Here is a 12795-nt window from a genome sequence, read left to right as displayed (position 1 = left end):
GTCCGCGGTGCGCCGCACCACGGACTGCGAACGCCCTGTCAGTCTCGTGCGCAACCCCGAACCGGAACAACGAGGTTCCGGTTCGACATTCGTTCGGAAAAAATGGAGTGTCGAGGCGGCGCGCTCACCCGGCCGCGGGACGACGGCGCACGTACGCCTCGGTGACCATCTCGAGCACCACGTTGCCCTCCGGGTCCCGGAGGTGGCCGGTGGAGGTCACCAGCCCGCGTCCGCGGTCGTCGAGGACCACGCCGTCGACCCGCATCGTTCCGGTCACGGTGTCGCCGGGGCGGACCGGTCGCCGGAACTGGACGTCGCGCAGGGACCGGCCCCCGATGACGCTCAGGTTCCGGTACGCGCCCAGCACCGAAAGCCGTTGCAGTACCGCGATGGAATGCACACCGCTGGCGATCAGTCCACCGAAGTAGCCCTTCTCGGCGATCGCCGCGTCGACGTGGAAGTCCTGCGGATCCCACGCGGTCGCGAAATCGAGCAGTTCACTCTCCTCGATCGTGTGGCTGCCCAGTTCGATCACGTCACCGACCGTCAGGTCCTCCGCGTACTGCACCGCGGTCACTCCCTTCTCCGTCATCGTCATCACGGCGCCTTCGCGCTCGGTCATCACAGCGCCTTCGCGATGATGCCCTTCATGATCTCGTTGGCGCCGCCGTAGATCCGCTGCACGCGGGCGTCCTCGTACATCCGCGCGATCAGGTACTCGCGCATGTAGCCGTAGCCGCCGTGCAGCTGCACGCAGCGGTCGATCACCTCGCACTGCTTGTCCGTCAGCCAGTACTTGGCCATCGCGGCCTCGGCGGCATCGAGTTCGCCGGCGATGTGCGACTGGATGCAGTGGTCGAGGAACACCTCGCTGGTGCGGGCGATGGTCTGACACTCGGCGAGCTCGAACGCGGTGTTCTGGAACTCGAACAGGCTGTGCCCGAACGCCTCCCGTGCCTTGGTGTAGGCCACGGTCTCGTCGACGGCCCGCTTGGTGGCGCCGACGGCCTGCGCCGCGATGATCAGCCGCTCCTGCACCAGCTGCGTCATCAGCTGACCGAAGCCCTGGCCTTCGCGGTCGCCGAGGAGGTTCGCCACCGGCACCCGGACGTCGGTGAACGACAGCTCGGAGGTGTCGGCGCCGTGCTGCCCGACCTTGTCGAGAACCCGGCCGACCGCGAATCCCGGCGTCTCGCGCAGGTCGACGATCAGCATGGAGACGCCCTTGGCGCCGGCCTTCGGGTCGGTCTTGACGGCCATCACGATGACGTCGGCGGACGAGCCGTTCGTGATGAACGTCTTCGACCCGTTGACAACGTACTCGTCGCCGTCGCGGATCGCGGTGGCCTTGATCGCCTTGAGGTCGGATCCGGCGCCGGGCTCGCTCATCCCGATCGCGCCGAGGATCTCACCGGTGGCCATGCCGGGCAGCCACGCCTTCTTCTGCTCCTCGGTGCCGTACGCGAGGATGTAGTGCGGGACGATGCCGCTGTGTACGGAGATGCCGAGCGACAGGTCTCCGGCGTAGCCCTGGGCCTCGAACACCGCGAGGTCGTGCGCGAAGGTGCCGCCGCCCCCGCCGTACTCCTCGGGGATCGAGCAGCACAGCAGACCGAGCTTGCCCGCCTCGAGCCACACCTCACGGTCGATGCGGTGCTGGGCGTCCCACTTCTCGTTGTGCGCGACGACCTCGCGCTCGAAGAACCCGCCCGCGAGCTCGGACAGCGCCCGAACCTCGTCGTCGTGCCAGGTGGGGACGTACTTCTTCATCGACTGACCGCCTTTTCGCGCACACCGCTACCGGAGGCTCATGCTAGCCGCTCTCCTCGCTAGCGTTCGTTCAGTTCCGGGCGCAGAGGCAGAACAGGTGTCCGACCGGATCCCGGTAGACCCGGAACGTCGGATGCCGCTCGCCGCCCTCGACCAGCCGGGCGCCCAGGTCCAGCACCCACCGCTGCGCGGCGTCCATGTCGTCGACCACGAGGTCGAGGTGCACCTTCACCCCCTCCGACGGCCAGTGCACCGGCACGAAATCCGGCGCGAGCTGGAACGCCAACCGCAGCTCACCCGGACCCTGCAGCACCGCCCAGTCGCCCTCGGACCGGGTGATCCGCCAGCCGAGGACGTCGCGATAGAACCCGGCCAGCGCGGCGGGGTCCGGGCAGTCCAGGACCGTGTAGTCGACCTCGATCGTGGGACGGCCGATCGTGGGACGCGTCATGGACCGCAGGGTAGGCCGACCCCTCGACGGCCGCCACCGATCCCCCACACCGATCCACCTACGATGACGCGCATGAGCAGCTTCGACGCCGCCGTCATCGCCGCGGTCACCGGCCACATGAACGGCGATCACGCCGCCGACAACCTCGCGATCGTGCGTGCATTCGCCGAACCCGACGCCACCGCCGCGCGCATGACCGGCCTCGACACCGCGTCGGGCGAGTGGGTGGCGACCGTCGACGGCGCCGAGCGCGTCGTGCGTGTCCCCTGGCTCGGGACCGTCAGCGATCGAATGTCGATCCGGACCGAGGTCGTGGCGCTGTACCACGCGGCGTGCGAACGACTCGGTGTCGAACCGGGCGATCACTGACGGTCCGCTCGCGAAAATCGGTCGCGTCGCCCCATCCGGGCGGCTAGCGTCGAGTCATGTCTCCCCCGTCCTGAAAGAGCCCCGACATGACCGCCCCGACGGCGACCGAAACCCGACGTCTCACGCCGCTGCTGCTGGTCAATCTCGCCACGCTGTTGTCCTCGACCGGCAACGGCATCACGATCGTGGCCCTGCCGTGGCTGGTGCTGCAGCAGACCGGGCGTGCCACCGACGCGGCCGTCGTCGCCGGCGCGGCGACGCTGCCCCTGCTGCTGTCGTCACTGTTCTCCGGTACCGTCGTCGACCGGTTCGGCCGCCGTCCCACCTCGCTGGTCTCGGATCTGCTGTCGGCGCTGTCGGTCGCCCTGATTCCGTTGTCCGCGGCCACGATCGGGCTGTCGGTCCCGCTGATCGCCGCGCTGGCCGCGCTCGGTGCGGCGTTCGATCCGGCGGGCATGTCGGCCCGGGAGTCGATGCTGCCCGCAGCGACCCGCGCCGCCGGCTGGCGTCTGGACCGGGTGAACAGCCTCTACGAGGCGAACTACAACGTCGCGTATCTCGTCGGCCCAGGCGTCGGCGGTGTGCTGATCGCGACCCTCGGGCCGGTGAACACACTGTGGGTCACGGCGGCGTGTTTCGTCGGGTCGATCGCGACGGTCGCCTTCCTGCGCCTCGACGGCGCCGGCGTGCCGGATCACGGGACGCGTCCGTCGTCGATCTGGTCGGGCACCCTCGACGGCCTGAAGTTCGTGTGGCGCAACAGGTTGCTGCGTACCCTCGCGCTCGTCGACATGGCCATAGTCGCGCTGTACATGCCGGTCGAGAGTGTGCTGCTGCCGGTCTACTTCACCGACCTGGGCCAGCCCGCCCAGCTGGGCTGGGTGCTGATGGCGATGAGCACGGGCGGTGTCGTCGGTGCGTTGGCGTACGGTTCGCTCTCGGCCCGGGTGCGGCGCCGGACCGTCATGCTGGTCGCGGTCACCGTGCTGGGCGCGTGCATGATCGGGATGGCGTTCCTGCCGCCGCTGTGGTCGATGCTCCTCCTCGCCGCCGCGATCGGTCTGGTGTACGGCCCGGTGGGCCCGATCGCGAACTACGCCATGCAGACCCGCAGTCCCGAGCACATGCGCGGTCGGGTCGTCGGGGTGATGACGTCCACCGCGTACGCGGCCGGTCCGCTCGGCTACATGCTGGCCGGACCGCTGATCGACGCGGTCGGGCTGAGCACGACGTTCTTCGTCCTCGCGGTTCCGGTCTGCGTGATCGCGGCGGTCTGCTTCCTGCTGCCCGCGCTGCGCGACCTCGACGTCGAGGCGGAACCCCCCTGGACGTCGGACGCGGCCTGACGTCAGGCCGCGACGGGGACGTCGCGGTCGGCGCCGGTTCGGCCCGGCGCGGTGCGCTCGACGGCGGTGGCCACCAACAGCACCACCAGTCCCGCCGCGGTCACCGCGGCACCGATCCAGATCGGGGCGGTGAACCCGAGCCCGGCCGTGATCGCGAGGCCGCCCAGCCAGGCGCCGAGCGCGTTGCCGACGTTGAACGCGGCGATGTTCGCGCCGGACGCCATGGTCGGGGCCGACGCCGCGTGGTTCATGATCCGCATCTGGAAGCCGGGGACGGTGGCGAACCCGAACGCGCCCATCAGGATCAGCGACGCGAGCGTGGCCGGCTTGCTGTCCGCGGTGAGCGCGAAGACGACCAGAACGGCGGTCAGCGCGATCAGGAGGGTGACCAGGGTCGGGGTCAACGCGCGGTCCGCGGCGCGTCCCCCGAGGGTGTTGCCGACCACCAGGCCGGCACCGAACAGCACGAGCAGCCACGGCACCGTGGTGGACGCGAATCCGCCGACCTCGGTGAGCGTGTAGGCGATGTAGGTGAACGCCCCGAACATGCCACCGAATCCGAGGACGGTGATCGCGATCGAGAACCACACCTGCGGCGACCGGAATGCGCGGAGTTCGGCCCGCAGACCTGCCCCGGACCGTCCGCCTGCGGATGCGGGCACGAGCGCCGCGATCCCGGCCAGGGCGACGACGCCGATCGCGGTGATCACCCAGAACGTCGCCCGCCAGCCGAACTGCTGACCGATGAGGGTGCCGACCGGGACGCCGAGGACGTTGGCGAAGGTCAGTCCGGTGAACATCATCGCGATCGCAGCGGCCCGCTTGCCGGGTGCGACCAGGTCGGCGGCGACGACGGCACCGATCCCGAAGAACGCGCCGTGGCACAGGGCCGCGACGATCCGGCCGGCCAGCATGACGTCGTAGGTGGATGCCAGCGCACTGAGCGCGTTGCCCGCGATGAACAGCAGGAGCAGGCCCATGAGCACCCGCTTGCGGTCGAAACGGCCCGCTGCGGCCGTGAGCACGACACCGCCCACGGCGACGGACAGCGCGTAGCCGGAGATCAGGTGTCCGGCCACGGCCTCCGAGACCCCGAAGTCGGCGGCGACCTCCGGCAGCAGTCCCATGATCACGAATTCGGTGAGCCCGATGCCGAAGCCGCCGACGGCGAGGGCGAGTAGACCGAGAGGCATCCGAGGTGTCCTCCACATTCGATTGCTCGAGCAGATATCACGCGTCTGCATTAGTTGCAGACGCGTCATAAATAGTTGCATGCGCCGACTATCCGCGCAAGCGGCTATGCTCGGGGTGGACGTGAAGGAGGTCGACGTGGCGATCGCGGACGATGCCGTCGAGGTACGCGCCAGGGGCTGGCGAACGCTCGCCGCCCTGCACGGACTGCTCGACACCGAACTCGAACGCGCCCTGCAACGCGAACACGACCTGTCCGTCGTCGAGTACACCGTCCTCGACGCCCTCGGACGCCAGGACGGATGGCACATGCGGATGGCGCAACTCGCCCGCGCCGCCGCACTGAGCAGCAGCGCGACGACGCGCCTCGTCAACCGGCTGGAAGGTCGTGGACTGCTCGCCCGGTACCTGTGCGAGGACGACCGCCGCGGCATCTACACCGAGGTCACCGAGGCCGGACGAGCCCTGCTCGACCGCGCCCGGCCGACCCACGACGCCACCCTCGCGCAGGCACTCGACAAGGCGTGCGCCACCCCCGAACTCGCACCGCTGGTGAACGCCTTGCACGCCCTGCACTGACTCGCGCGGCGCCGCCTGTGCGTGATCCTGGTCGCTCTGGCTACCAGATCGCGCACAGGCGCAGCGCCTATCTGGTCAGCACCAGCAGGAATCCGCCCCCGCCGGGTTCGATCCTCGTGTCGAAACTCAGGTCCGGAGCCAGCCGGGACAGCCGGTCCAGCAACCACGCGGACGCGTCCTCGGCGTCGGATTTCGAAGGGCACCGCGCGACGGCGACCCGTCCCGGCTTGCGCGTCAGCTGCTCGACGACACCGATGATCGGCGCGGGGTCGATCACGAACAGCGAATCCGACCACGGCACCACCGGTTTGACGGCACCCTTCTTGGTGTTGCACGCCCGGTGCGCGAGCCGCTCCGGCCCGCCCTTGCCCTTCTTCGCGGTATTGATGCTGTCGATGCTCGGGCCACGCGGATCGTTGACGGACATGTCCGGGTCCACCGGCTCGTCACACAGCCAACAACGCCACGATTCGCGGTCCCCGACCTCGTCCAGCTTGCTCATGGGACATGACGCTACCGCCCGCTCAGCTGAACCCCATCACCTCGTTGCCCCACGCCGCCCGCAGACCGCGGTCCGGGTCGGACGCCAATGTGTCCGACTTGTCGATCAGCAGTGTCGACCGGGTCTCCTCGGTGTACCGCGCCCAGTGCTTGGAGGCGTCCAGTGCGGCGGGTACGCCGTGTCGGGCGAACGCGAGCCAGCGCCGCTGCACCCGGCCCGCGACCTCGAGCGCCGTCTTGCGTCCACCGAGCCAGAAACTCGGATCAACGTTCAGGGTGCCGAAATTGCCGAACACATAGGGCAATTCGGTCGCGTGCCCGGCTCCGACGCGTGCAGCCCGGAGCATCGGAGTCGCGTGGTCGAACCGGTAGACCCAGGTGGGCGAGTGCCGCGAATGGGCGTCCGCGATCCACAGGCACGGCATCCGGAACGCGGCGTCGCGGGAGACGGCCATCGCCCCGGTCGACTTCGCGAAGTCCGGGTAGGCCGAGATGATGTCGGCGATCTTGGTCGGCGGCAGATCCGGATGGTCGGACGCGATCGCGGTGAACATCTGGTTCACCGTGTCCGCCGTGACCGGCATGATCGGCGAGCGGGTCAGCCGGAAGATCGACGCCTCGTCCCGGTTGGTGCCGATGATCAGCGGGATCCGGTGCGCGAATCCCTTCTGGAACGCCGCGACCGGATAGCGGGGCACCAGGTCACGATCGACGACCGGCGCCATCGCGAGGGTGCCCGGGACAGTGGTGACCACCTCGTCGAGGAGCTTGTCCCCGATGCGGGTGAGCTCCTCGAAGGGCCGGTCGAGGAGCTGCGCCGCCCCACCCGGACCGACGCCTGCCAATTCGAGGAACCGGGCGGCGACGGCCGCGGCCCGCTCCGTGCCGTACACCGAGGTCGCCGGCGCGCTCTGCGCGATCGCCCGGTGGAACAGCCCTTCCGCACGCGGCGACGTCATCAACGTGGTGACGGACCCGGCGCCCGACGACTCACCGAACACCGTCACGTTGCCGGGATCGCCACCGAACGCGGCGATGTTGTCGCGCACCCACTCGAGAGCGGCGATCTGGTCGCGCAGGCCTATGTTGGACTCGAACCCCTCCCCGAAGGAGGACAGGTCGACGAATCCGAACACACCGAGCCGGTAATTGACGGTGACGACGATCAGGTCACCGGCCTCGGCGAGGCGCCTGCCGTCGTAGACGGTCTGCGACGACGCTCCGACACAGTAGGCGCCGCCGTGGATCCACACCATCACCGGCCGCGGCTCGCCGTCGGGACGCGCCGCCCACACGTTCAGCGACAGGCAGTCCTCGTCCTGCACCATCCTCGGGTCCATCGGCACCTGCATGGCCTTCGCCTGCGGCGCGATCGGCCCGAATTCCCGGCAATCGAGTTCGCCGTCCCAACCGGGAGCGGGCAGCGCGCTGCGGAAACGCCGCGCCTGCCCCGCCGACGCGTACGGGACACCCTTCCACGCGAACACCGAGCCCGCGGCGTATCCCCGCACCGTCCCCTGCTCGACCCGGACGGTCAGCGCCTCCGTCGACGTGCCGGTGTCGTTCTCGTCGGTCTGCACGACTGCGTCCCTCCGTCCCGCGGTCACCTCTGTCGCCAACGTACCAAGCGGCGCCGGATGCGGGCACGGGGTCGTGGCGGCCGCCTCCCGATGGGCGGGATCGAGACCGCCACACACCGACCGCGTGCGGTGCAATCGACCACATGACTGCAGCGTTCACCCCAGGGCCACTGCTGACCGGACGGCGTGCCGTCGTCACCGGCGGTGCGCGCGGTATCGGCGCGGCCGTCGCGCGGGCGTTCGCGGCGCACGGCGCGACCGTGCTCGTCGCCGACGTCGAGCCCACTCCGGACGTCGCGTTCGACAGCGGTGCCGTCGAGTCGATCGAGACGGATGTGTGTACGGAACCGGTGCACCCGGCCCTGATCGAGCATCGCGCCGACATCCTGGTCAACAACGTGGGGCACTTCGTGCGCGCCCCGCAACCGTTCACCGACGACGTCGACGCACAGTGGTCGACGCTGCACGAGGTGAACCTGGGGCACGTCCTGCGGCTGACGCAGGCGATCGTGCCCGGGATGATCGCGCGCGGCGGCGGCACGGTCGTCAACATCACCACCGTCGAAGCGCACCGCGCCATCCCCGGCCACACCGTCTACTCCGCCTACAAGGCCGCGCTGATGCAGTTCACCCGGTCGCTGTCCGCCGAGGTCGGGCCCTCCGGTGTCCGGGTCAACGCGATCGCCCCCGACCTGATCGAGACGCCGCAGGTGCCGTACGCCGACCTGGTCCCCGAGGAGGACCGTGGGATGTGGCCCCGATGGTCGCCGCTCGGCGGCCCCGGCACCCCCGACGACGTCGCTGGGGCCGCACTCTTCCTCGCCTCCGACCTGTCCCGCTTCGTCACCGGATCCACCGTGCACGTCGACGGCGGCACCCACGGCTCGGGCGGCTGGGTACCGCGCCCGACCGGCGGCTGGACGAACCGACCCCGCAACCCCTGAGAGGACCCCTCGCGTGACGACTCTGAGCTTGAACGTTCCCAACTTCGGAAACCTCCTCGCGGCAGACGGTTTCGGACACCTGATCGACGTGTGCGTCGCCGCCGACGTGGCCGGTGTGGACCGGCTGCTGGTGACCGATCACGTGGTCATGGGCCCGGACACCGACGCGTACACCTGGGGACCGTTCCCGACCGACCCCGACGCGGTGTGGCTCGAGCCGATGACCGTTCTCGCGCTGATCGCCGGCCGGACGCAGCGGATCCGGCTCGGGACCGGCATCGTGATCGCGGCGCTGCGCGGCGGAGCGACACTTGCGAAGACCGCCGCCACCCTCGACCTGTTGTCGGGCGGACGAGTCGACCTCGGCGTCGGAACCGGCTGGCAGGCAAAGGAGTACGAGGCGCTCGGACTCGACTTCGACCGACGCGGTGCACTGCTCGACGACGCGCTCGCCGTGTGCCGGGCCCTGTGGGACAGCGCGCCGGCCGCCGTGCAGAGGCCCGGTATCGCGTTCGACGACGTGTACTGCTCGCCACGACCCGGTGGGCGCATCCCGATCTGGGTGTCCGGGACACTCTCGCGACCAGTCGTCCGCCGACTCGTGACCTGGGGTGACGGCTGGATTCCCATCATGGGAGCCACGAACGACGACCTCGCGGACGGTATCGAATTGTTGCACAAGGCATTCGCCGATGCCGGGCGCGATCCGGCCGCCCTGCAGGTGCGCGGACGCCTGACCGTGGAGCGGACGGCCGGCGGCGAGGTCGACCTCGACGCGACCGTCGCGAACGCCCTGGCACAGGTCGAACTCGGAGTCACCGACGTCGTGGTCGCGTTGCAGGCCCTCGACGCCGATCCCGACGTCGCCGCGGCCGCGTTGCCGGCCCTGGTGCGCGCCTTCCGCGCCGCGGTCGCCTGAGCCGGTCGACGAGCGTGCAGTCGTCGGCGCATCACGCGTGCACCGCCGACGGGGGGTGCACGGTCGACGCCGTACGATGGCCCGAATGCGTGCCACTCGACCCCACGTGCTGTTGACCGTGCTCTGCGGCGTCGCGCTGACCACAGCGTGTTCGTCCTCGGTCGACGGCAACGCCGGCCCCGCACCGGTCCCGGCCACGCAGACGCCGGCCACTACGGCGCAACCGTCCCCGACCACTCGCACGACGACCGCGGTCACCACGACTGCGGCCCCTGCCGCCCAGGCCGCCGAGTACATGGGCAACGAGAACGGTTCGTACTACTTCACCAGCCCGAGCGGGAAGTTCGAGTGCGCGGTCGTCACCGCTCCCGCACCGGTCGCGGGCTGCCACGGTCAGTTCCCGTCCGACGCGCCGGCAGTGCCAACGGCCGGCGGTTCCGGCACCGCTTCCGCGAACGCGATCAGGGTGACCGCCGGAAAGGCAGGCGAGTTCTTCAATGCCGGAGACCCGGCCTTCCACCGCTTCGACGGTCCGGCGAAGGCCCTCCCCTACGGCTCACCGCTGCGAGTGCAGGGCTTCACCTGCACCGTCGACCAGGGCAGCGGAGTGACCTGCGAGAGCGGAACGGGTCACGGCTTCACGGTTTCGGACAGCGCCTACCGGCTCTGGTGACGGTCAGGCGTAGAGGGACTCGATCTCGGACGCGAACCGATCTGCCACGACGTTCCGCTTGATCTTGAGGGTGGCGGTCAGTTCACCGCTCTCCTCGGTCAGGTCACGATCGAGGACGACGAACCGTTTGATCGCCTCGGCATGGGAGACCGTGGAATTCGCGTCGTTGACCACCGCCTGAACTGCGGCACGAAGGTCTGCGTCGCCGTGCAGGTCGGCGATGGTGGCGTCGTCACCCTTGCCGTTCTCGCTACACCAGCGTGCGAACACGTCCGGATCGATGGTGACCAACGCACCGATGAACGGGCGACCGTCCCCGACCACAACGGCCTGCGAGACCAACTCGTGTGACCGCATCCTGTCCTCGAGTGGGCCCGGGGACACGTTCTTGCCGCCGGCGGTGATGAGGAGGTCCTTCTTGCGGCCCGTGATGGTGAGGTAGCCGTCCTCGTCGAGCTCACCGAGGTCACCGGTGCGGAACCAGGGACCGTCGAACACGTCGGCCGTCGCAGTGTCGTTCTTCCAGTAGCCACCGAAGACCACGCCGCCACTCAACTCGATCTCGCCGTCCTCCGCGATCCGGACCGCATTCCCGCCCAGCGGCCGTCCGACGCTGCCGATCCGCTGCGCGCCAGGCACATTGACGCACTGCGCCGCAGTGGACTCGGTCAGTCCGTAGCCCTCGTAGATCGGGACGCCGACGCCTCGGAAGAAGTGCCCCAGTCGGGGCATCAACGCACCACCGCCGGAGATCGCCCACCAGCACTCGCCGCCGAGCACCGCCCGCAACTTCGAGTAGACGAGCCGATCGGCCACCGCATGCTTGACGCGCAGCAACACCGACGGACCACCGGTGTCGAGTGCATCGCTGTACTCGACACCGGTGGCCTCGGCGAACGCGAAGATGCGCTTACTCACAGGACTTGCCGACGCCTGCTGCGCCGCCGCGTCCCGCACCTTCTCGAACACCCGGGGAACACCGAGAATGACATTCGGACGGAACCGCTCGAACTGCCCGACAATCGTGCCGAAGTTGGACCAGTGCGCCTGCGTTCCGCCGGCTTCGAACATCGCCAGCGAGACTGCACGCGCGAGGACGTGGGCGAGCGGCAGGAAGGTCAGCATCCGATTTCCGGGCCGCGCGACGTCGCCGATACTCGCGGTGAGGATGCCCCGCACCTCCGAGAGGAAGTTGCGATGAGTCAGGACGCACCCCTTCGGGCGGCCCGTCGTGCCCGACGTGTACACCAGTGACGCCACGTCGTCCGCTCGAACTGCCGCGAGACGCTGTTCGACCGCACTGTCGTCGAGGTCCGCGCCTGCCGCGAGCAACGTCTCGATCGCCGCGTCGTCGATCTGCAGCACCCGAACGCCGGTGCCCACGAAAGATTCGGCATGGGTGAGTGTTTCGACGATCGCCACCGTGGCGCCGGAATCCTCGGCAATCCACCGGACCTGGTCCGCGGACGAACTGTCGTACACCGGAACGGACACTGCACCCGCTGCCCAGATCGCGAAGTCGAGGAGCGACCACTCGAAACGTGTGGCGGAGAGAAGGATCACACGGTCCCGGGGCCCAACGCCACCCTGTATGAGCCCCTTCGCCACTCCCGTGACCAGATCGGCGAACTCGGCGGCAGTGACATCGACCCACTCGTCACCCCTCGGGCGGGAGAAGAGCACCAGATCCGGCGCTTCCCGGGCATGCCGGTACACCGTTCGCACCATGGCATCGTCGTCGGCGATGGTGAAAGTGGGCGATGTCGCGTACTCACGCATTCGGGACGCCTCCGGTGTCGTCGGAATCGGGATGTGAAGTGGCGGTTCGGAACCGGCGCAGGAGCTGCCCGAGCTGGTCGACGTCGACGTCCGTCCAGCCCTGCACTCGCTGGGCCACCTCGGCGAGGCGGTGCCTACCCGCCTCGGCGAGCGCCTGCCTCCCCGCATCGGTGAGCGTCAACGGGTGGCCGGTGCGCACCGGACCGGGCTCCGCCCGCACCCATCCACTCTCGACACAGCCACGGATCTGCCGCGACACCGTGGAGCGGTGGACCCCGAATGCGTCGGCGATCTCGGTCGCTCGGCAGCCCTGGTGGCGTTCGATGAACGAGAGGACGGAATGCTGCGCAAAGCTCGGAGCGCCGGCAGCAGTCCGCTCACCGGTCATCAGTTGCCGAACCAGGTGCACCAGTTCCTCGTGAACCAGCTCGACCGCACTGTGTTGCATCATGCAACTATAACGCCGACGGTTCCCGCTGAAAACCCCCGGACCCAACCCCTTCGGGTGACGTGGCCAACGCTGACCCTGACCCAGCATCCCCCTGGCCCACCTCGCTCACCCTTCCGGCTGAAGGTGGCCTTCGTGCGGGTCACGCGTACGTGAACTGGTCCCCGGAAGTTGGACTGGGTAATCGGAAGCCTAGGCGGCGAGGGCTTGGGCCCGGTATGTGACCGGGCTCAAGCCGTCGAGCT

The 12795-nt window shown here is 69.3% G+C and carries 14 protein-coding genes; 6 read left to right on the top strand and 8 right to left on the bottom strand.

Going from position 1 to position 12795, the window contains the following annotated elements; genetic code table 11:
* Positions 1 to 124: 124 nt before the first annotated feature.
* The 3 genes from ACFYVR_RS25265 to ACFYVR_RS25255 form a co-directional block, all read right to left on the bottom strand.
* The gene (locus ACFYVR_RS25265; RefSeq protein WP_387478563.1) at positions 125 to 622 is read right to left on the bottom strand and encodes a MaoC/PaaZ C-terminal domain-containing protein; all 498 of its coding nucleotides are present in this window, start codon (positions 620 to 622) and stop codon (positions 125 to 127) included.
* Positions 622 to 1770, bottom strand: a complete 1149-nt coding sequence (locus ACFYVR_RS25260; RefSeq protein ID WP_387478560.1) for an acyl-CoA dehydrogenase family protein — start codon at positions 1768 to 1770, stop codon at positions 622 to 624. Before ACFYVR_RS25260 ends, ACFYVR_RS25265 begins: the two co-directional genes overlap by 1 nt.
* A 70-nt stretch (positions 1771 to 1840) precedes the next feature.
* Complete coding sequence (locus ACFYVR_RS25255; protein WP_387478557.1) at positions 1841 to 2221, bottom strand: VOC family protein; 381 nt, start codon at positions 2219 to 2221, stop codon at positions 1841 to 1843.
* 72 nt (positions 2222 to 2293) lie between these two features.
* On the opposite strand from ACFYVR_RS25255, the gene ACFYVR_RS25250 reads away from it, so the two are divergent.
* Together ACFYVR_RS25250 and ACFYVR_RS25245 are read left to right on the top strand one after the other, a co-directional pair.
* The gene (locus tag ACFYVR_RS25250; protein WP_387478554.1) at positions 2294 to 2590 is read left to right on the top strand and encodes a DUF2470 domain-containing protein; all 297 of its coding nucleotides are present in this window, start codon (positions 2294 to 2296) and stop codon (positions 2588 to 2590) included.
* Between the two features lie 86 nt (positions 2591 to 2676).
* The gene (locus tag ACFYVR_RS25245; protein WP_387478551.1) at positions 2677 to 3936 is read left to right on the top strand and encodes an MFS transporter; all 1260 of its coding nucleotides are present in this window, start codon (positions 2677 to 2679) and stop codon (positions 3934 to 3936) included.
* Between the two features lie 2 nt (positions 3937 to 3938).
* Here ACFYVR_RS25245 and ACFYVR_RS25240 read toward each other — a convergent pair whose 3' ends face one another.
* Positions 3939 to 5129 (bottom strand): MFS transporter, encoded by a 1191-nt coding sequence (locus ACFYVR_RS25240; RefSeq protein ID WP_387478548.1) that lies wholly within the window; start codon positions 5127 to 5129, stop codon positions 3939 to 3941.
* Positions 5130 to 5265: 136 nt separating this feature from the next.
* Here ACFYVR_RS25240 and ACFYVR_RS25235 point away from each other — a divergent pair, with 136 nt between their 5' ends.
* Entirely contained in the window at positions 5266 to 5706 is a 441-nt protein-coding gene (locus ACFYVR_RS25235; protein ID WP_387478545.1) for a MarR family winged helix-turn-helix transcriptional regulator, read from the top strand.
* Between the two features lie 67 nt (positions 5707 to 5773).
* On the opposite strand, the gene ACFYVR_RS25230 is transcribed toward ACFYVR_RS25235, so the two are convergent.
* The gene (locus tag ACFYVR_RS25230; RefSeq protein WP_387478542.1) at positions 5774 to 6208 is read right to left on the bottom strand and encodes a hypothetical protein; all 435 of its coding nucleotides are present in this window, start codon (positions 6206 to 6208) and stop codon (positions 5774 to 5776) included.
* A 22-nt stretch (positions 6209 to 6230) separates the two neighbouring features.
* On the bottom strand, positions 6231 to 7787 hold the full coding sequence (locus ACFYVR_RS25225; protein WP_387478539.1) for a carboxylesterase/lipase family protein: 1557 nt from the start codon (positions 7785 to 7787) through the stop codon (positions 6231 to 6233).
* Between the two features lie 143 nt (positions 7788 to 7930).
* Between ACFYVR_RS25225 and ACFYVR_RS25220 the strand changes: the two genes are divergently transcribed.
* From ACFYVR_RS25220 to ACFYVR_RS25210, 3 genes are all read left to right on the top strand, one after another.
* On the top strand, positions 7931 to 8731 hold the full coding sequence (locus ACFYVR_RS25220) for an SDR family NAD(P)-dependent oxidoreductase (RefSeq protein WP_387478536.1): 801 nt from the start codon (positions 7931 to 7933) through the stop codon (positions 8729 to 8731).
* A 13-nt stretch (positions 8732 to 8744) separates the two neighbouring features.
* On the top strand, positions 8745 to 9650 hold the full coding sequence (locus tag ACFYVR_RS25215) for a TIGR03619 family F420-dependent LLM class oxidoreductase (protein ID WP_387478533.1): 906 nt from the start codon (positions 8745 to 8747) through the stop codon (positions 9648 to 9650).
* An 85-nt stretch (positions 9651 to 9735) separates the two neighbouring features.
* On the top strand, positions 9736 to 10323 hold the full coding sequence (locus ACFYVR_RS25210; RefSeq protein WP_387478530.1) for a hypothetical protein: 588 nt from the start codon (positions 9736 to 9738) through the stop codon (positions 10321 to 10323).
* A gap of 3 nt (positions 10324 to 10326) precedes the next feature.
* Here the strand turns inward: ACFYVR_RS25210 and ACFYVR_RS25205 are convergent, their stop codons facing one another.
* The gene (locus tag ACFYVR_RS25205; RefSeq protein WP_387478528.1) at positions 10327 to 12102 is read right to left on the bottom strand and encodes an AMP-dependent synthetase/ligase; all 1776 of its coding nucleotides are present in this window, start codon (positions 12100 to 12102) and stop codon (positions 10327 to 10329) included.
* Positions 12095 to 12550, bottom strand: coding sequence for a MarR family winged helix-turn-helix transcriptional regulator (locus ACFYVR_RS25200; RefSeq protein WP_387478525.1), 456 nt, complete (start codon positions 12548 to 12550; stop codon positions 12095 to 12097). The genes ACFYVR_RS25205 and ACFYVR_RS25200 overlap by 8 nt, the downstream gene beginning before the upstream one ends.
* Between the last annotated feature and the right edge of the window lie 245 nt (positions 12551 to 12795).

Source organism: Rhodococcus sp. NPDC003318 (assembly GCF_042879035.1).
GTDB lineage: Bacteria > Actinomycetota > Actinomycetes > Mycobacteriales > Mycobacteriaceae > Rhodococcus_G.
The sequence above is the reverse complement of the archived record's forward strand: the minus strand, read 5'-3'. Positions and strand labels throughout refer to the sequence as shown.

Excerpts from the sequence above, each read along its gene's own strand:
- ACFYVR_RS25265 (WP_387478563.1), bottom strand. The coding sequence starts at position 622 with ATGACCGAGCGCGAAGGCGCCGTGATGACGATGACGGAGAAGGGAGTG.
- ACFYVR_RS25255 (WP_387478557.1), bottom strand. The coding sequence starts at position 2,221 with ATGACGCGTCCCACGATCGGCCGTCCCACGATCGAGGTCGACTACACG.
- ACFYVR_RS25260 (WP_387478560.1), bottom strand. The coding sequence starts at position 1,770 with ATGAAGAAGTACGTCCCCACCTGGCACGACGACGAGGTTCGGGCGCTG.
- ACFYVR_RS25240 (WP_387478548.1), bottom strand. The coding sequence starts at position 5,129 with ATGCCTCTCGGTCTACTCGCCCTCGCCGTCGGCGGCTTCGGCATCGGG.
- ACFYVR_RS25220 (WP_387478536.1), top strand. The coding sequence starts at position 7,931 with ATGACTGCAGCGTTCACCCCAGGGCCACTGCTGACCGGACGGCGTGCC.
- ACFYVR_RS25205 (WP_387478528.1), bottom strand. The coding sequence starts at position 12,102 with ATGCGTGAGTACGCGACATCGCCCACTTTCACCATCGCCGACGACGAT.
- ACFYVR_RS25245 (WP_387478551.1), top strand. The coding sequence starts at position 2,677 with ATGACCGCCCCGACGGCGACCGAAACCCGACGTCTCACGCCGCTGCTG.
- ACFYVR_RS25250 (WP_387478554.1), top strand. The coding sequence starts at position 2,294 with ATGAGCAGCTTCGACGCCGCCGTCATCGCCGCGGTCACCGGCCACATG.
- ACFYVR_RS25210 (WP_387478530.1), top strand. The coding sequence starts at position 9,736 with ATGCGTGCCACTCGACCCCACGTGCTGTTGACCGTGCTCTGCGGCGTC.
- ACFYVR_RS25230 (WP_387478542.1), bottom strand. The coding sequence starts at position 6,208 with ATGAGCAAGCTGGACGAGGTCGGGGACCGCGAATCGTGGCGTTGTTGG.
- ACFYVR_RS25200 (WP_387478525.1), bottom strand. The coding sequence starts at position 12,550 with ATGCAACACAGTGCGGTCGAGCTGGTTCACGAGGAACTGGTGCACCTG.